The organism is Streptomyces hyderabadensis, from assembly GCF_020404845.1.
In the GTDB taxonomy this organism is placed as follows: domain Bacteria; phylum Actinomycetota; class Actinomycetes; order Streptomycetales; family Streptomycetaceae; genus Streptomyces; species Streptomyces hyderabadensis.
The window spans coordinates 75,001-92,805 of sequence record NZ_JAIOJZ010000003.1 but is presented as its reverse complement, the minus strand read 5'-3'; the positions used below and the strand labels follow the sequence as shown (position 1 = coordinate 92,805).

The 17,805-nt window shown below is 72.6% G+C and carries 14 protein-coding genes; 7 read left to right on the top strand and 7 right to left on the bottom strand.

Annotated features, from left to right (window positions below; translation table 11 throughout):
- The first annotated feature begins 52 nt into the window (after positions 1 to 52).
- From cydD to K7854_RS04000, 3 genes are all read left to right on the top strand, one after another.
- Complete coding sequence (gene cydD / locus K7854_RS04010) at positions 53 to 3,577, top strand: thiol reductant ABC exporter subunit CydD (protein ID WP_226024953.1); 3,525 nt, start codon at positions 53 to 55, stop codon at positions 3,575 to 3,577.
- Between the two features lie 134 nt (positions 3,578 to 3,711).
- On the top strand, positions 3,712 to 5,394 hold the full coding sequence (locus K7854_RS04005; protein WP_226024952.1) for a GAF domain-containing sensor histidine kinase: 1,683 nt from the start codon (positions 3,712 to 3,714) through the stop codon (positions 5,392 to 5,394).
- Positions 5,395 to 5,551: 157 nt separating this feature from the next.
- Entirely contained in the window at positions 5,552 to 6,601 is a 1,050-nt protein-coding gene (locus tag K7854_RS04000) for a M23 family metallopeptidase (protein WP_226024951.1), read from the top strand.
- 46 nt (positions 6,602 to 6,647) lie between these two features.
- Here the strand turns inward: K7854_RS04000 and K7854_RS03995 are convergent, their stop codons facing one another.
- The 5 genes from K7854_RS03995 to K7854_RS03975 form a co-directional block, all read right to left on the bottom strand.
- Positions 6,648 to 7,535 carry an HAD family hydrolase gene (locus K7854_RS03995; protein WP_226024950.1) on the bottom strand — a complete coding sequence of 296 codons (888 nt, stop codon included), beginning with the start codon at positions 7,533 to 7,535 and terminating at the stop codon, positions 6,648 to 6,650.
- Between the two features lie 110 nt (positions 7,536 to 7,645).
- Positions 7,646 to 8,551: an LLM class flavin-dependent oxidoreductase gene (locus tag K7854_RS03990; RefSeq protein ID WP_226024949.1), complete on the bottom strand. Its 906-nt coding sequence runs from the start codon at positions 8,549 to 8,551 to the stop codon at positions 7,646 to 7,648.
- A gap of 51 nt (positions 8,552 to 8,602) precedes the next feature.
- The gene (locus K7854_RS03985) at positions 8,603 to 9,049 is read right to left on the bottom strand and encodes a hypothetical protein (protein WP_226024948.1); all 447 of its coding nucleotides are present in this window, start codon (positions 9,047 to 9,049) and stop codon (positions 8,603 to 8,605) included.
- Positions 9,050 to 9,052: 3 nt separating this feature from the next.
- Positions 9,053 to 9,616: an RNA 2'-phosphotransferase gene (locus K7854_RS03980; protein ID WP_226024947.1), complete on the bottom strand. Its 564-nt coding sequence runs from the start codon at positions 9,614 to 9,616 to the stop codon at positions 9,053 to 9,055.
- Between the two features lie 110 nt (positions 9,617 to 9,726).
- Positions 9,727 to 11,484: an SDR family oxidoreductase gene (locus K7854_RS03975; protein WP_226024946.1), complete on the bottom strand. Its 1,758-nt coding sequence runs from the start codon at positions 11,482 to 11,484 to the stop codon at positions 9,727 to 9,729.
- Between the two features lie 285 nt (positions 11,485 to 11,769).
- On the opposite strand from K7854_RS03975, the gene K7854_RS03970 reads away from it, so the two are divergent.
- The 4 genes from K7854_RS03970 to K7854_RS03955 are packed head-to-tail and all read left to right on the top strand — an operon-like array spanning position 11,770 to position 15,269.
- Positions 11,770 to 12,732, top strand: a complete 963-nt coding sequence (locus tag K7854_RS03970; RefSeq protein WP_226025082.1) for an ABC transporter ATP-binding protein — start codon at positions 11,770 to 11,772, stop codon at positions 12,730 to 12,732.
- Positions 12,722 to 13,630 carry an ABC transporter permease gene (locus tag K7854_RS03965; RefSeq protein ID WP_226024945.1) on the top strand — a complete coding sequence of 303 codons (909 nt, stop codon included), beginning with the start codon at positions 12,722 to 12,724 and terminating at the stop codon, positions 13,628 to 13,630. The genes K7854_RS03970 and K7854_RS03965 overlap by 11 nt, the downstream gene beginning before the upstream one ends.
- Complete coding sequence (locus K7854_RS03960) at positions 13,627 to 14,538, top strand: ABC transporter ATP-binding protein (RefSeq protein WP_102932619.1); 912 nt, start codon at positions 13,627 to 13,629, stop codon at positions 14,536 to 14,538. Before K7854_RS03965 ends, K7854_RS03960 begins: the two co-directional genes overlap by 4 nt.
- Before the next feature lie 11 nt (positions 14,539 to 14,549).
- A complete protein-coding gene (locus K7854_RS03955; protein WP_226024944.1) occupies positions 14,550 to 15,269 on the top strand; it encodes an ABC transporter permease subunit in 720 nt (239 codons plus the stop codon).
- A 253-nt stretch (positions 15,270 to 15,522) separates the two neighbouring features.
- On the opposite strand, the gene K7854_RS03950 is transcribed toward K7854_RS03955, so the two are convergent.
- Positions 15,523 to 16,365, bottom strand: coding sequence for an HAD family hydrolase (locus K7854_RS03950; RefSeq protein WP_226024943.1), 843 nt, complete (start codon positions 16,363 to 16,365; stop codon positions 15,523 to 15,525).
- Entirely contained in the window at positions 16,362 to 17,639 is a 1,278-nt protein-coding gene (gene serS / locus K7854_RS03945; RefSeq protein ID WP_226024942.1) for a serine--tRNA ligase, read from the bottom strand. The genes K7854_RS03950 and serS overlap by 4 nt, the downstream gene beginning before the upstream one ends.
- Positions 17,640 to 17,805: the final 166 nt, after the last annotated feature.

The window sequence follows — 17,805 nt, the reverse complement described above, 5'->3', positions numbered from 1 at the left end:
TCACGTGAAACACGGTGAGACCGCACCCCTGGGGCAGGAAGGCCTGTTTCACGTGAAACCCATCGATCCACGTCTTCTGCGCTACGCCCGTGCCACCCGGTTCTTCCTGGCGGCGGTCGTCGCTCTGGGCGCCGTCGGGGCCGGACTGCTCGTCGCGCAGGCGATGCTCATCGCCGAGGTGGTGGTGGGCGCCTTCCAGCACGGAACGTCGGCGGCCGGACTCCGCACTCCGCTGCTGCTGTTGGTGGCCGTCGCCTGCGGCCGGGCGCTGGTCGGCTGGCTCACCGAACTGGCCGCGCACCGGGCGAGCGCGGCGGTGAAGTCGGAGCTGCGGGGCCGGCTCCTGGAGCGGGCCACGGCGCTCGGCCCCGGCTGGCTGGGCGGGCAGCGGACCGGTTCGCTGGTCGCCGTCGCCACCCGTGGAGTCGACGCCCTCGACGACTACTTCTCGCGCTACCTGCCGCAACTGGGTCTCGCGGTGGTCGTGCCGGTCGCGGTGCTGGCCCGCATCGTCACCGAGGACTGGGTGTCGGCGGCGATCATCGTCGGCACCCTGCCGCTCATCCCGATCTTCATGATGCTGATCGGCTGGGCCACCCAGTCCCGGATGGACCGGCAGTGGCGGCTGCTGTCCCGGCTGTCCGGACACTTCCTGGACGTGGTGGCGGGGCTGCCGACACTGAAGGTCTTCGGCCGGGCCAAGGCACAGGCCGAGTCGATCAGACGCATCACCGGCGAGTACCGACGGGCGACCCTGCGGACCCTGCGGATCGCCTTCCTGTCGTCCTTCGCGCTGGAACTGCTCGCCACGCTCTCCGTCGCGCTCGTCGCCGTCACCATCGGCATGCGCCTGGTCCACGGGGACATGGCCCTGTACGACGGTCTGGTCGTGCTGGTCCTCGCGCCCGAGGCCTATCTGCCGTTGCGGCAGGTGGGAGCGCAGTACCACGCGGCTGCCGAGGGCCTTGCCGCCGCCGAGGACATCTTCTCGGTACTGGAGCGTCCGGTACCGGCGGCCGGGACCGGGCCGGTTCCGGCGAACGGCGCCCTGGCCTTCGAAGACGTGACGGTCCGCTACCCCGGCCGCGCCGCGGCGGCCGTCACCGACGTGAACCTCACCGTCGAGCCCGGGGAGACGGTCGCGCTCGTCGGCCCCAGCGGAGCGGGCAAGTCGACGCTCCTGAACGTTCTCCTCGGCTTCGTCTCCCCGACCGGCGGACGGGTCCTGGTCGGGGGCGCCGACCTCGCCTCCCTCGACCTGGCGCAGTGGCACGCCCGCGTCGCCTGGGTGCCCCAGCACCCGCACCTGTACGCCGGCACCATCGCGGAGAATGTACGGCTGGCCCGGCCCGACGCCGACGACACCGCCGTCCGCCGGGCCCTGCGGGACGCGGGCGCCCTGGAGTTCGTGGACGCGCTGCCCGAGGGCACGGCGACCGTGCTGGGAGAGGACGGAACCGGTCTGTCCGCGGGGCAGCGGCAGCGGCTCGCGCTGGCCCGCGCGTTCCTCGCGGACCGGCCGGTGCTGCTGCTCGACGAGCCGACGGCGGCCCTGGACGGGGCCACCGAAGCCGAGGTCGTGGACGCCGTGCGCAGGCTGGCCAAGGGGCGGACGGTCCTGCTGGTGGTGCACCGGCCGGCGCTGCTGGAGGCGGCCGACCGGGTGGTGCGGCTGGACACCCCGGCAACCGTCGCCGCATCCGACGACGGCGTGCCGCCGGTCGCCGCGGAGACGAGCCCCCGCTCTTCCGCCTCGGGTTCCTTCGACGAGCCGGCCGGCGGGTCCGCTCAGCCCGCCGAGCCCGCTGGGTCCGCCGCGAGCGCGCGCGGGAGCGTGCTGTCCCGGGTCCGCGCCATGTCGGCGGCGCGGCGCGGGCGGCTGGCGCTCGCGCTGCTGCTCAGCAGTCTGGCGCTGGGCAGTGCCGTCGGCCTGATGGCGACCTCCGGGTACCTCATCTCGCGGGCCTCCGAGCAGCCGCCGGTGCTGTACCTGATGGTGGCCGTGACGGCGACGCGCGCCTTCGGCATCGGGCGGGCCGTGTTCCGCTACGCGGAGCGGCTGGTCTCGCACGACGCCGTGCTGCGGATGCTGGCCGACACGCGGGTCGCCGTGTACCGGCGGCTGGAGCGGCTCGCCCCCGCGGGGCTGCGCCGCAGCCGCCGGGGCGACCTGCTGTCCCGCTTGGTCTCCGACGTCGACGCCCTGCAGGACTACTGGCTGCGCTGGCTGCTGCCTGCCGGCAGCGCGGCGGTCGTCTCCCTCGCCGCGGTCGGCTTCACGGCCTGGCTGCTGCCCGAGGCGGGCGTGGTGCTCGCGGCCGGCCTGCTGGCGGCAGGGGTCGGTGTTCCGCTGGTCACCGCCGCCGTGGCTCGGCGCGCCGAACGCAGGCTCGCCCCCGCCCGGGGCGTACTGGCCACCCGGGTGACGGAGCTGCTCACCGGCACCGCCGAGCTGACCGTCGCCGGTGCCCTGCCCGGGCGGACCGCCGAGGCGCGGCGGGCCGACGGCACCCTCACCCGGATCGCCTCGCGAGCCGCCACCGCCACCGCGCTGGGCGACGGGCTCACCGCGCTCGTCTCGGGCCTGACCGTCGCGGGTGCCGCCCTCGTCGGGGCCCAGGCGGTCGCCGACGGCCGACTCTCCGGGGTGGCCGTGGCCGTCGTCGTCCTCACCCCGCTGGCCGCCTTCGAGGCCGTACTCGGACTGCCGCTCGCGGTGCAGTACCGGCAGCGCGTGCGCAGGAGCGCCGAGCGCGTGTACGAGGTGCTCGACGCCCCGGAGCCGGTGCGGGAGCCGGAGGCGCCCCGGCAGGCGCCCGCCTCGCCGTTCCCGGTGGTCCTCAAGGGGCTGTCCGCCCGTCACGCCGGGCAGGACAGGGACGCGCTGGCCGGGCTCGACCTGACGCTGGCGGAGGGGCGCCGCATCGCCGTGGTCGGACCGTCCGGGTCCGGCAAGACGACCCTGGCCCAGGTGCTGCTGCGCTTCCTCGACCCGGACGCGGGCTCCTACACGCTGGCCGGTGTCGACGCCTACGCCCTGGCCGGCGACGACGTACGGCGGCTCGTCGGTCTGTGTGCCCAGGACGCGCACCTCTTCGACAGCTCGGTCCGCGAGAACCTGCTCCTGGCCAGGAAGGACGCCACCGAGGGCGAGCTGCGCGACGCGCTGGCGCGGGCCCGGCTGCTGGAGTGGGCCGACAGCCTGCCCGAGGGCCTGGACACGCTGGTCGGTGAGCACGGGGCCCGGTTGTCCGGTGGTCAGCGCCAGCGGCTCGCGCTGGCCCGGGCGCTGCTCGCCGACTTCCCCGTCCTCGTGCTCGACGAGCCCGCCGAGCACCTCGACCTGCCGACCGCCGACGCGCTCACCGCCGATCTGCTGGCCGCCACCGAGGGCCGTACGAGCCTGCTGATCACCCACCGGCTGGCGGGACTGCGGGCCGTGGACGAGGTGATCGTCCTGGACCGGGGCCGGGTCGTGCAGCGCGGTACGTACGCGGAGCTGGCGGCCGTGCCGGGGCCCCTGAGGGAGATGGCCGGACGGGAGGCGGCGGCGGAACTGCTGGTGGGGGCGTCGTGACCGACGCTGCTCCGGCGCCACACCCCCCGGGTCCCCCGACGACCCGGGGGCGCCGCACGAGGCGGGGCAGAGGCTCGCGAAAGTTTTCGCTAATCCGACTTTCCTGAACAAAAGGGTCTGATTAGGCTCGGGTCATGTCACCAGCCCAGCCTCCCGGCTCCCCGCCGCCTCGTGAGGGGGCCTCGGCCGAGCTACTGGCACGGGTGCCGAAGCTGCTGGACGCGATGCGTTCCGTCGGCAGTGGACTGGGACTGCACGCCACGCTGAACCGGATCTGCGAGACGGCCGCCGAACTGGCACACGCCCGCTACGCGGCCATCGGCGTGGTCGACGAGGACGGCGAGGGCCTTGCCGACTTCGTGTACCACGGCCTCGACGAGGCGACCGTCCGGCGCGTCGGCCGTCTTCCGGACGGCCGCAAGGGCCTGCTCGGCGCGCTCGTCCGCGATCCCGAGCCGGTCCGGCTGACCGACCTGGCCGAGGACCCGCGCTCGTGCGGTATTCCCGCGCACCACCCGCCGATGCGCAGCTTCCTGGGCGTTCCCATCCGGGTGCGGGGTGAGATCTTCGGCAACCTCTACCTGACCGACAAGCTCGCGGGTGAGCCCTTCAACGACTACGACCTCGCCATGGTCCGGGTCCTGGCCACGGAGGCCGGTATCGCCATCGGCAACGCCCGCCTGCACGAGGCGGCCCAGCAGCGGGAGCGGTGGATCGACGGGTCGGTCGCCGTCACCACCGCCCTGCTGGCCGGCGGCGACACCGACGACGCCCTGCAGACCGTCGCCGAGCAGGCCCGCCGCCTCTCCGGGGCGGCCGCCGGGATCGTGCTGCTGCCGGCCGACGGCGGCGGCCTGGAGATCGTCGCCGTCGACGCGCCGAGCCCCACGAACGCCCTCGGTACGGTCATTCCGCCGGACAAGCCCGTCGTGACGGAACTGCTCGCCGGACGGCCCGTGTTCGTGGACGACGCCGCCACCGATCCCCGCCTGGACGACGGACCGGCGCGCTCCTACGGGCCGGTCATGCTGTTGCCGCTGTGCCGGGACGGGAAGGTCCTCGGGTGCCTCGTCATGCCGCGTGCCCGGGGGGACCGCCCGTTCACCCGGACCGAGCGCGCGCTCGGCGACCGCTTCGCCGCGCAGGCGGCGCTGGCGCTCACCATGGCCGAGGCCCAGCGCGACCGGGAGCGGCTCGCCGTGTACGAGGACCGGGACCGGATCGCCCGGGACCTGCACGACCTCGTCATCCAGCGGCTGTTCGCGACGGGGATGATGCTGGAGAGCGCCCAGCGCAAGGCGGCCGTGCCCGAGGTGCGCGACGGGGTGGGCGGGGCCGTCGACGAACTCGACGTCACCATCCAGGAGATCCGCTCGGCGATCTTCGCGTTGCAACAGCCGGCCGAGGCGCCCGCGGGGCTGCGCACCCGGGTACTGCGCGAGATCAGCATGGCCGCCGTCCCGTTGGGCTTCACGCCCGCGCACCGCTTCGTCGGCCCCGTCGACACCGCCGTCGGCGAGCCGACCGGCAAGAACCTCATCGCCGCGCTGCGCGAGACCCTGTCCAACGCCTTCCGGCACGCCCACGCCGGCCGCATCGAGGTGGTCGTGGACGCGACGGCGACCCTGCCGGACGGCCGGCCGGGCGTCCGCCTGACCGTCGCGGACGACGGTGTCGGCGTTCCCCGGGGCGGCCGGCGCAGCGGCCTGCACAACCTGGAGCGGCGCGCCGAGTCCGTGGGCGGCGCCAGTCGGCTCGGGCCGGGCATCGGGGCGGACGGCGGCGGCACGACGGTGCTGTGGGAAGCGCCTTACTGAGCACGTGCCGAGCGCGGTACCGAGCGCCGTACCGGGCACGGGCGACGCCGGGTTGCCCCGTGTGCAGCAGCCGCGCTGAGCCGTGTGCAGCAACGCGTCCCCCACTCGTACGACGTGAACGAGACCGTGGGTGCCACGCGGGTCCACGATCGCTGACATGCGCTCATCCCGCCGCCGCTCGCTGTCCGTTCCGGTGCTGCTGTGCGCGCTGGCCGTGCTCGCGGCCCGCCCCACCGACGGTATGGACGGGGACGGCGGACCGGGCGCCGCTCTCGGCCCGCAGGTGGCGCGACTGTACGAGGACGCGGCGAAGGCGACCCGCCAGTACGAGGACGGGCGGCGTGAGGCGGAGGAACAACGGTCGAAGGCGCTCGAGTACGAGCGGCGGCTCGACGGACAACGGCGGAAGATCGACGCCATGCGCGAGGACCTGGGCCGCATCGCCCGTGCCCAGTACCGCGACGGCGGCGGGCTCCCGCTCACCGCCCGGATGCTCCTCGCCGACGACCCGGAAGAGCTGATGCGCGGTCAGCATGCCGTTTCCCGCGCGAACCTGGCCGTCGACCGGGCCATCGGGAAGAACCTGCGGGCCGAGGCCCGGCTCGCCGCCGAGGAGGCCAAGGCGCAGGCCGCCTGGCAGGCGCTGGAGAAGCGCAACGCCGACCTGGCGAAGCTGAAGAAGAAGATCGAGAACAAGCTGGAGGTGGTGCGTTCGCAGCTGGAGGGGCAGGCGGACTCCTCCGTCGCGGCCGGTTCGTGCCCCGGCGCGGTCCGCCTCGACCAGCCGGACCTGCCGGCCGGACCGGCCTGGGTGGCCCCGGTCGAGGGCTACGACCTGTCGGCGTCCTTCGGCAGCGGCGGATCGCGGTGGGCGAACCGGCACACCGGCCAGGACTTCGCGGTGCCGGTCGGGACACCGGTGCGCTCGGTCGGTACGGGCCGGGTCCTGAAGGTGTCCTGCGGCGGGGCCTTCGGCATCCAGGTCGTCGTCCAGCACGCGGGCGGCTACTACACGCAGTACGCCCACCTCGCCGCCGTCGCGGTCGACCAGGGCGACCGGGTCGGCCCCGGGCAGTGGATCGGGCAGTCCGGCAGCACCGGCAACTCCACCGGACCACACCTGCACTTCGAGGTACGGGTCACCCCGGAGATGGGCTCGGCGGTGGACCCGGTGCCGTGGCTGGCTCAGCGCGGGGTGCCGCTGTGAGAGCACCGGGCGCGCCGCGGGGCCGGGCGTCGCGCGGGGGCGAGCGTCAGGGCAGCTCCGCCAGCATCCGCTCGATCACGACCGCCACGCCGTCGTCGTTGTTGGCGACCGTCCGACCGGAGGCGGCGGCGATCACGTCCGGATGCGCGTTGCCCATCGCGTACGAGCGTCCCGCCCAGGTGAGCATCTCGACATCGTTCGGCATGTCGCCGAAGGCCACGACCTCCTCGTGCGAGATGCCGCGCTCGGCGCAGCACAGGGCGAGGGTGCTGGCCTTGGAGACGTCGGGCCCGCTGATCTCCAGCAGGGCACTGGGGCTGGACCGGGTGACGTTGGCGCGGTCGCCGAGGGCGAGGCGGGCCAGGGTGAGGAAACCGTCCGGGTCCAGCTCCGGGTGGTAGGCGAGGATCTTGAGCACGGGTTCGGCGGCGGCGCGACCGCCCGGCGCCAGGATCTCCTCGGCGGGCAGGAGGTCGTCGGGGACCTCCATGTGCAGTTTCGGGTAGTCGGGTTCCTGGTGGAAGCCGTACGTCTGCTCGACCGCGAAGACCGTGCCGGGCGCCGCCTCCCGCAGCAGCCGTACGGCGTCCAGCGCGTTCTCCCGGGGCAGCTCGCGGACCTTCACGAACCGGTGCTTGCCGGGGCCGCCGTGCAGGTCGACCACGGCGGCGCCGTTGCCGCAGATGGCGAGGCCGTGACCGTGGACATGGGCGCTGACGACGTCCATCCAGCGGGCGGGGCGGCCGGTGACGAAGAAGACCTCAATCCCCGCCTGCTCCGCGGCGGCCAGCGCGGCGACCGTGCGCGGGGAGACCGACTTGTCGTCGCGCAGCAGGGTGCCGTCGAGGTCGGTGGCGATCAGCCGCGGGCGAGTGGCGGCGGCCGGGGGCTCGGACTGTCGGGTCGCTGAGGTCACCCGGTCATTGTCACGCATCTGCGTGCACGCCCGTGCGGGGGTCCGCACATCTGTGAGCTACGGCTCTCCTGCAGCTGCGAACTACGACTCTCACGCCCGGCACCCCGTCCCTGCCCGATTCCGCGTGCTCATCCCTTCAGCTGGGCCAGTGCCTCCATGGCGATCCGCTCGAAGACCTTCTCGTCCGCGGCGAAGTCCGAGCCGGGGATCGGCCAGTGGACGACGAGTTCGGTGAAGCCCAGGTCCCGGTGGCGTCCGGCGAAGTCCACGAACGCGTCCACGGACTCCAGGGGCCGACTGCGCTCCGGTGTGAAACCGGTGAGCAGGACCCTGTCCAGCTCTCCCACATCACGGCCGATGGCGGCGCAGGCGTCGGCCAGGCGGTCGCCCTGCTGCCGCAGCGCCCGGTCCGACTGCTCGGCGGTGCCGTTCTCGAACAGCTTCGGGTCACCGGTCGTCACCCACGCCTGGCCGTGGCGGGCGGCGAGCGCCAGACCCCGTGGACCGGTCGCCGCCACCGCGAAGGGCAGCCGGGGCCGCTGTACACAGCCCGGGATGTTGCGTGCCTCGTGTGCCGAGTAGAAGTCGCCCTCGTACGACACGGCGTCCTCGGTGAGCAGCCGGTCGAGCAGCGGCAGGAACTCGCCGAACCGGTCCGCCCGCTCTCGCGGGGTCCATGGCTCCTGGCCCAGGGCCGTGGCGTCGAAACCGGTGCCGCCCGCTCCTATGCCGAGGGTGATCCGCCCGCCGGAGATGTCGTCGAGGGAGATCAGCTCCTTGGCGAGCGTCACCGGGTGCCGGAAGTTCGGCGAGGTGACCAGGGTGCCCAGCCGCAGCCGCTCGGTCACGGCCGCGGCAGCGGTGAGGGTCGGCACGGCACCGAACCACGGTCCGTCCCGGAAGCTGCGCCAGGAGAGGTGGTCGTAGGTGTACGCGGTGTGGAAGCCGAGCTGCTCGGCGCGCGTCCAGGTCGAACGGCCGCCCTCGTGCCAGCGGCGGTACGGGAGGATCACGGTGCTCAGACGCAGACTCATGTCCCCGAGCCTATGCGGCACTCGTCGGTTTCACGTGAAACAGCCGCGGCGTCACCGTACGCGACTGCTCAGCCACGGGGTGAGGAGGAGCATCGACACGTGCTCCGTGTGGGTCCGGTCGCCCGGCAACGGCACGATCAGGCGGTAACCGGGCGGGAAGCGGCGACCGTGGACGTAGGCGAGGCCGCCGAAGACGGAGCGCAGGAACGCGGGCACGTCATCGCGTTCCACGTCGGGGAACTCCACGTTCTCGACGGTGATCAGGGCATCGCCCTCGTGGAAGAGCCGGACGCTCACCCGGGGGACGCCGCCGAACTCGACGAACGCCTCGTGCGGCAGGGAGCCGTCGGCGTCGGTGGTCACCCCCACGCCCGCGGCCATGCGACGGGAGGTCTGGTCGGCGCCGATGTCGTCGGTGACCTCGATCTCCCGCGCGTACTCCGCGGCGACGGCGCGCAGAGCGGTGACGGCGGACTGGGTGGTCGGCAGGTGCTCCATGCCTCAGATCATGCGGGACCGGTGCGGAGCGGGAAAACGCAGATAGCGGGCCGGCACGTGCTGGGTCAGCCAGACCCCGTTCGCGCTGACCCGGAAGACGTGTCCGTCGCGGTGCATGGCGGCGGCGTCCACCGGGAGGACGACCGGCCGGCCACGGCGGGCTCCTACCCGGGTCGCGGTCTCGCGGTCCGCCGAGAGGTGCACGTCGTGCCGGTTCATCGGCCGCAGACCCTCGGCACGGATGGCCTCCAGATGCCGGGCCACGGTCCCGTGGTAGAGGTACGGCGGCGGGGTCGCCGAGGGCAGCTGGAGATCCACGTCGATGCTGTGGCCCTGGCTGGCCCGGATACGGGTGCCCTCGACGGCGAAGCGCCGCTTGTCGTTGGTGGCGACGACGTGGTCGAGCTCCTCACGCGTGAAGCGGAAGCCGTGTGCGGCCGCGGCGGCGATCAGCGTGTCGATCTCGACCCAGCCGCCCTCGTCGAGGGTGAGTCCGATCCTCTCCGGCTGGTGGCGCAAGTGCTTCGACAGGTACTTGGACACCTTCACCGAGCGTTCCCGTTGCATGGCACCAGCCTGCACAGTGAGACGCGTGTCACGCGATCGATTTTGCCGCCGAGGTTTGATCCACAGTCAAGTGCAGTTATCCACAGGCTGGTTGGCGTCCTCTGTGGAAACTACAGAGGCGGCTTCACCCGAGCGAGGCCCCGCAGGACCCGGGGTGCGAAGCGGGACAGGAGATGAGCGCCGCGCGCCTCCGGTGTCACCGGGACCACGGCCCTGTTGTGCACGATCGCCTCCAGGACGGCGTCCGCCACCTTCTCCGGCGGGTAGTTGCGTGCCCCGTACAGCCGGGCGGTGCGCCGCTGAAGGCGTTTCTCCTCCTCGGCGTCCGCACCCGCGAAGTGCGCGGTGGAGGTGATGTTGGTGTTGACCAGGCCGGGGCAGATCGCCGTGACGCCGATGTCCTGACCGGCCAGTTCGGCGCGCAGGCACTCGCTGAGCATCAGCACGGCCGCCTTGGAGGTGCCGTAGGCGGGCAGCGCCCGGGAGGGCTGGAAGGCGGCCGCCGACGCGGTGTTGACGATGTGGCCGCCCTGTCCGCGCTCGGCCATCTGCCGGCCGAACAGACGGCAGCCGTGGATCACGCCCCACAGGTTGACGTCGAGGACCTTCCTCCAGTCGTCCGGCGTGGTGTCGAAGAAGGAGCCCGACAGGCCGATCCCGGCGTTGTTCACGAGGACGTCCACCACGCCGTACTCGGCGGCGACCCGGGCCGCCAGCTTCTCCATGGCCTGCTCGTCGGAGACGTCGACGGTCTCGGCCCAGGCGTCGGGCGCCCCGATCAGCCGGGACAGCTCCGCCGTCCGGGCGGCGGCCTCGGCGTCCCGGTCGACGGCCACCACGCGCGCGCCGGCCTCGGCGAAGGCGAACGCCGTCGCCCGCCCGATGCCGTTGCCCGCACCGGTGACCAGGACCAGCTGCCCGCCGAAGCGGTCCGCGTACGCGCCGTTCGCCGCCGTCCCGGGGCGGCCGTCCTCGGTGGCGTTGACGAACTCCGTGATCCAGTCCGCCAGCCGGTCCGGCCGGGTGCGCGGCACCCAGTGCTTCGCGGGCAGCGTGCGCCGGGTGAGCCGCGGCGCCCACAGCTCCAGTCCGTCGTAGAGCCGCTCCGACAGGAACGCGTCACCGAGGGGCGTGATGAGCTGCACGGGCGCGTGCGCGTAGGCGTCCTCGCGCGGCCTGCGCAGCCGGGCCCGCACGTTGTCCCGGTACAGCCAGGCCCCGTGTGCCGCGTCCGACGGGAGGGACGCGGTCGGGTAGTCGCTGCCGGGCACCTTCTCGACCCGCTCCAGGATGCCGGGCCAGCGCTTGCCGAGGGGGCCGCGCCAGGCCAGCTCCGGGAGCACGGGGGTGTGCAGCAGGTAGACGTACCAGGACTTGGCGCCCTGGCCGAGGAGCTGGCCGACCCGGCGCGGAGTGGGTCGCCTGAGGCGCTTGTTGATCCAGTGCCCGAAGTGGTCGAGGGAGGGTCCCGACATCGAGGTGAAGGAGGCGATGCGCCCCTCGGTGCGCTTGACCGTGACGAACTCCCAGGACTGCACCGAGCCCCAGTCGTGGCCCACCAGGTGCACGGGGCGGTCCGGGCTGACCGCGTCGGCCACCGCCAGGAAGTCGTCCGTCAGCTTCTCCAGCGTGAACCCGCCCCGCAGCGGGCTCGGCGCGGTGGACCTGCCGTGGCCGCGGACGTCGTAGAGGACCACGTGGAAGGCGTCGGCCAGGCGGGCGGCGACCTCGGACCAGACCTCCTTGCTGTCCGGGTAGCCGTGCACCAGGACGACCGTGGGCCGTCCCGGATCGCCCAGCTCCGCCACGCACAGCTCGACCCCGCCCGTGCGCACCCGGCGCTCCCGCGCACCGTCCAGCACCGTCATGACCCCTCCGTCCAGTGCCGCTCGCCCGTACCGCGACGTGGCCGAATCTCCCAGTTGTTAGACCCAACGTCAATAGGCGGTCGGCAAGCGGCGGTCGCGGTTCCGAAAGACTCCGGAAGGCCCTGGAAGGTGCCGGACGGGCGACTTGCGCCGCCCACGAAGCCCGCGCCGTGGCTCTCAGGTACGGCATCCCCTACGGGCCCGTACTACTCGAGTCTGACGCGAAGACGGCTCTGCGGTCTGACGACCGCAGTGGCGGGCGTCACTACTGTCGTGGATGTGACTGTGATCGCGACCGAAAGCCTGAGCAAGCGGTTCCCCCGGGTGACCGCGCTCGACCGGCTCTCCGTGGACGTCGGACCCGGTGTGACCGGACTCGTCGGTGCCAACGGCGCCGGCAAGTCCACCCTGATCAAGATCCTGCTGGGTCTGTCTCCCGCCACCGAGGGCCGGGCCGAAGTGCTCGGACTCGATGTCGCCACCAAGGGCGCCGACATCCGCGAGCGGGTCGGCTACATGCCGGAGCACGACTGCCTGCCACCCGACGTCTCGGCCACCGAGTTCGTCGTCCACATGGCACGCATGTCCGGCCTGCCGCCCACCGCCGCCCGCGAGCGCACCGCCGACACCCTGCGCCACGTCGGCCTGTACGAGGAGCGCTACCGCCCCATCGGCGGCTACTCGACGGGCATGAAGCAGCGCGTGAAGCTCGCGCAGGCCCTGGTCCACGACCCCCAGCTGGTCTTCCTCGACGAGCCGACCAACGGCCTCGACCCGGTCGGCCGCGACGAGATGCTCGGCCTCATCCGCCGCATCCACACCGACTTCGGCATCTCCGTCCTGGTCACCTCGCACCTGCTGGGCGAGCTGGAACGCACCTGCGACCACGTCGTCGTCGTGGACGGCGGCAAGCTGCTGCGCTCCAGCTCCACCACGGACTTCACCCAGACCACCACGACCCTCGCGATCGAGGTCACCGACACCGACGAACACCCCGACGGCACCCGCGCGGTGCGCGACGCGCTCGACGCGCGCGGGGTCACCGTCGAGGACGGCAGCGGCCTGCCCGGCGCCGGCCACGTGCTGCTGCTCACCTCGGCGGGCGAGGAGACCTACGACCTGGTCCGCGACGTCATCGCCGACCTCGGCCTCGGCCTGGTCCGCATGGAGCAGCGCCGCCACCACATCTCGGAGGTCTTCACCGACAACGACGCAGCACGGAAGGAGGCGGTCGGCCATGGCAGCTGAACAGCCCACAGCCACGGTGCCGGGTGATCAGACCCGCATCCACAACATCGGCTACCGCAGCTACGACGGTCCCCGCCTCGGCCGCGCCTACGCCCGCCGCTCGCTGTACTCGCAGTCCCTGCGCGGCGCCTACGGCCTCGGCCGCTCGGCCAAGTCCAAGGTGCTGCCGATGCTGCTGTTCGTGGTGATGTGCCTCCCGGCGGCCATCATGGTCGCGGTCGCCGTCGCCACCAAGGCCAACGACCTGCCCGTGGACTACACGCGCTACGCGATCATCCTGCAGGCCGTCATCAGCCTCTACGTCGCGTCCCAGGCCCCCCAGTCCGTCTCACGCGACCTGCGCTTCAAGACCGTGCCGCTCTACTTCTCCCGGCCGATCGAGACCTCCGACTACGTCCGCGCCAAGTACGCGTCGCTGGCCTCCGCCCTGTTCATCCTCACCGCCGCACCGCTGCTGGTGCTCTACGTGGGTGCGCTGCTCGCCAAACTCGAATTCGCGGACCAGACCAAGGGGTTCGCCCAGGGACTGGTCTCCGTGGCACTGCTCTCCCTGCTCTTCGCCGGCCTCGGCCTGGTCGTGGCCTCGGTCACCCCGCGCCGCGGCTTCGGCATCGCGGCCGTCATCGCCGTCCTGACCATCACCTACGGCGCGGTCTCCACGCTCCAGGCCATCGCGGACGTCCAGAGCAGCTCCGGAGCCGTCGCCTGGATAGGCCTGTTCTCGCCGATCACCCTCATCGACGGAGTGCAGTCCGCCTTCCTGGGGGCCACCTCGGCCTTCCCCGGCGGGGTCGGCCCGAGCAACGGTGTGGGCGCCGTCTACGTCCTCGTCACCCTCGGCCTGATCGCCGGCTGCTACGGCCTGCTGATGCGCCGCTACCAGAAGGTGGGACTGTGACCACGCTGAACATCGACCACGTCTCCCGCTGGTTCGGCAACGTGGTCGCCGTCAACGACATCACCATGACGATCGGCCCCGGCGTCACCGGCCTGCTCGGCCCGAACGGTGCGGGAAAGTCCACCCTCATCAACATGATGGGCGGCTTCCTCGCCCCCTCCACCGGCAGCGTCACCCTTGACGGCCAGCCAGTCTGGCGCAACGAGGACATCTACAAGCACATCGGCATCGTCCCCGAGCGGGAGGCGATGTACGACTTCCTCACCGGCCGCGAGTTCGTCCTCGCCAACGCCGAGCTGCACGGTCTGGGTGCCAAGGCGGCCGACGAGGCCCTCGCCACCGTGGAGATGGCCTACGCCCAGGACCGCAAGATCGCCACGTACTCCAAGGGCATGCGCCAGCGCGTCAAGATGGCCTCCGCCCTGGTCCACCAGCCGTCGCTGCTCCTGCTCGACGAGCCGTTCAACGGCATGGACCCCCGCCAGCGCATGCAGCTGATGGACCTGCTGCGGCGCATGGGCGACGAGGGCCGCACCGTGCTGTTCTCCTCGCACATCCTCGAAGAGGTCGAACAGCTCGCCTGGCACATTGAGGTCATCGTCGCCGGGCGCCACGCGGCCAGCGGCGACTTCCGCAAGATCCGCCGCCTGATGACCGACCGGCCGCACCGCTACCTGGTGCGTTCCAGCGACGACCGGGCCCTCGCGGCGGCACTGATCGCCGACCCGTCGACGTCCGGCATCGAGGTCGACCTCGCCGAGGGCGCCCTGCGCATCCAGGCCGTCGACTTCGGCCGGTTCACGGCGCTGCTGCCGAAGGTCGCCCGCGACCACGGCATCCGGCTGCTCACGGTCTCGCCGTCGGACGAGTCCCTCGAGTCCGTCTTCTCGTATCTCGTCGCGGCGTAGGAGGCCGAAGAATGTACGACCCCACAGTCGCCCGGCTCACCTACCGGGCCCTGCTCGGCCGCCGCCGGGCCCTCATCCTGGGCGCGCTCCCCCTGCTGCTGCTCGTCATCGCCGTTGCGGTGCGCGCGCTCGCCGGGGCCGACGACCAGACCACCACGGACGTGCTGGGCGGCTTCGCCCTGGCCACCATGGTGCCGATCATCGGCGTCATCGCCGGCACCGGCGCCATCGGCCCCGAGATCGACGACGGCTCGGTGGTGTACCTGCTGTCCAAGCCGATCAAGCGGCCGACGATCATCTTCACCAAGCTGATCGTCGCCATAGCCGTGACGATGGTCTTCTCCGCCGTGCCCACGCTGCTCGCCGGCCTGATCCTCAACGGCAACGGCCAGCAGGTCGCCGTCGCCTACACGATCGCCGCGCTGGTCGCCTCCATCGCCTACGCCGCGCTGTTCCTGCTGCTGGGCACCGTGTCCCGGCACGCGGTGGTCTTCGGGCTCGTCTACGCCCTGGTCTGGGAGGCACTGTTCGGCTCCCTGGTGCCGGGCGCCCGCACGCTGAGCGTCCAGCAGTGGTCGCTGGCGGTGGCCCAGAAGGTCGCCGACGGGAACCTGGTGACCTCCGACGTCGGTCTGCCGACCGCGACGGTGCTGCTCGCCGCGGTGACCGTGCTCGCCACCTGGTACGCCGGCCAGAAGCTGCGGTCGCTGACGCTGGCCGGGGAGGAGTGACCCCGGCCCGTCGGTAACGCGGCGTGCGCCACTTTCAAGTCGTACGTCCCCTTTTAATCGGTGGCGCCCGGCTTCCCGTGACGGCACTGTGGGGGATGCACGAGGCCGGACGGCGACGGTGTGACGGGAGGCCGCTTCGAGCACGCGGGACGCCCCGCGTGGGCCGACCGACGGGGACGCCGACGCCGTCCGGACCGTGCGCCGGGGCCGAGTCGCAGCCCCTGGGACTGAGGCCGCAGCCTCCGGTCCGGCCTCAGGCCGTCAGCCGCTCCAGCACCACCGCGATGCCGTCCTCGTCGTTGGTGGACGTCACCTCGTCGGCCACCGCCTTCAGCTCCTCGTGGGCGTTGGCCATCGCCACGCCCCGGGCCGCCCAGCCGAACATCGGGATGTCGTTGGGCATGTCGCCGAAGGCGATCGTGTCCGCCGCCCTCAGACCGAGCCGGCGGGCCGCCAGCGACAGCCCCGTGGCCTTGGACAGTCCCAGGGGCAGCAGCTCGACGACGCCCGCTCCCGCCATGACGACGGTGACGAAGCCGCCGGCGGCGCTCCGGGCCGCCTCGGCCAGTTCGTCGTCGGACAGGGTCGGATGCTGGATGTAGATCTTGTTCAGCGGCGCCGACCACAGGTCCGAGGCGTCGGTGAACGGCACGGCGGGCAGGTCGCCGCCGACCGCGTAGCCCGGGCCGACCAGCACGTCGCCCTCCAGGCCGTCCCGGCTGGCCGCCAGGTACAGCGGGCCGGTCTCCGCCTCGATCTTGGCCAGCGCCACCCCGGCCAGCTGCCGGTCCAGGGTCACGGAGGTCAGCAGCCGGTGCTCCCCGGCGTGGTAGACCTGCGCGCCCTGACCGCAGACGGCCAGCCCGTCGTAGCCGAGGTCGTCCAGGATGTGCCGGGTCCACGGCACCGCCCGGCCGGTGACCACGATGTGGGCGGCGCCCGCCGCGGTGGCCGCGGCGAGCGCGTCCCGGGTGCGCTGCGAGATCGTGTCGTCGCCGCGCAGCAGCGTGCCGTCGAGGTCGGTGGCGATCAGCCGGTAGGGGAAGCCCCCGGCGGATCCGGTGCCGGGAACCGCGGCGGTGCCGGTGTCACTCACTTGGCCACCGGCTCCAGGACCTCCCGGCCGCCCAGGTACGGGCGCAGCACCTCGGGCACCCGGACCGAACCGTCGGCCTGCTGGTGGTTCTCCAGGATCGCCACGATCGTGCGCGGTACGGCGCACAGCGTGCCGTTGAGCGTGGCCAGCGGGCGCACCTTCTTGCCCTCGCGGACGCGGATCGACAGCCGCCGGGACTGGAACTCGGTGCAGTCCGAGGTCGAGGTCAGCTCGCGGTACTTGCCCTGGGTCGGGATCCACGCCTCGCAGTCGTACTTGCGCGCGGCCGAGGCGCCCAGGTCGGCCGAGGCCACGTCGATCACCCGGAACGGCAGCTCCAGCGACGTCAGCCACTGCTTCTCCCACTCCAGCAGGCGCTGGTGCTCGGCCTGCGAGTCCTCGGGCAGGACGTAGGAGAACATCTCGACCTTGTCGAACTGGTGCACGCGGAAGATGCCCCGGGTGTCCTTGCCGTGCGAGCCCGCCTCGCGGCGGAAGCAGGGCGAGAAGCCGGCGTAGCGCAGCGGCAGGCGGTCGGCGTCCAGGATCTCGTCCATGTGGTACGCGGCGAGCGGCACCTCGGAGGTGCCGACCAGGTACAGGTCGTCCTTGTCGAGGTGGTAGACGTCCTGGGCGGCCTGGCCGAGGAAGCCGGTGCCGGCCATCGACTGCGGGCGCACCAGCGCCGGGGTCAGCATCGGCGTGAAGCCGGCCGCGGTGGCCTGCGCGATCGCCGCATTGACCAGCGCCAGCTCCAGGAGGGCGCCCACGCCGGTCAGGAAGTAGAAGCGCGAGCCGGAGACCTTGGCGCCGCGCTCCACGTCGATGGCGCCGAGCAGCTGGCCGAGCTCCAGGTGGTCCTTGGGCTCGAAGCCCTCGGCGGCGAAGTCGCGGTGCGTGCCGTGCGTCTCCAGCGTGACGAAGTCCTCCTCGCCGCCGACGGGCACGTCGGGGTGGACGAGGTTGCCGAGCCGCTGGAGCAGCTCCTGGGTCTCGGCGTCGGCCGCGTCACGCTCGGTGTCAGCGGCCTTGACGTCGGTCTTCAGCTGCTCGGCCCGCTTGAGCAGCTCGGCCTTCTCGTCCCCGGTGGCCTTGCCGATCAGCTTGCCGAGGCCCTTCTGCTCGGCACGCAGCTCGTCGAAACGGACGCCGGACGACCTGCGCCGTTCGTCGGCGGACAGGAGGGAGTCGACGAGCGCGACGTCCTCTCCACGGGCGCGCTGCGACGCGCGCACACGGTCGGGGTCCTCACGGAGCAGGCGAAGGTCAATCACGCGGTCAAGGCTACCGGTGCGGGATGGGGGCTCTCGACCGACTATTGCCGTACGCGGGCCGCCCGTCCCGTTCGACCGGTCAATGAGACGTTGCGGCATCCCCGGAACGAGGCGCCGCACGGGCGCCGGGTTGACCGGATTTCCTTGTGGAGAACGGGACTTGAGG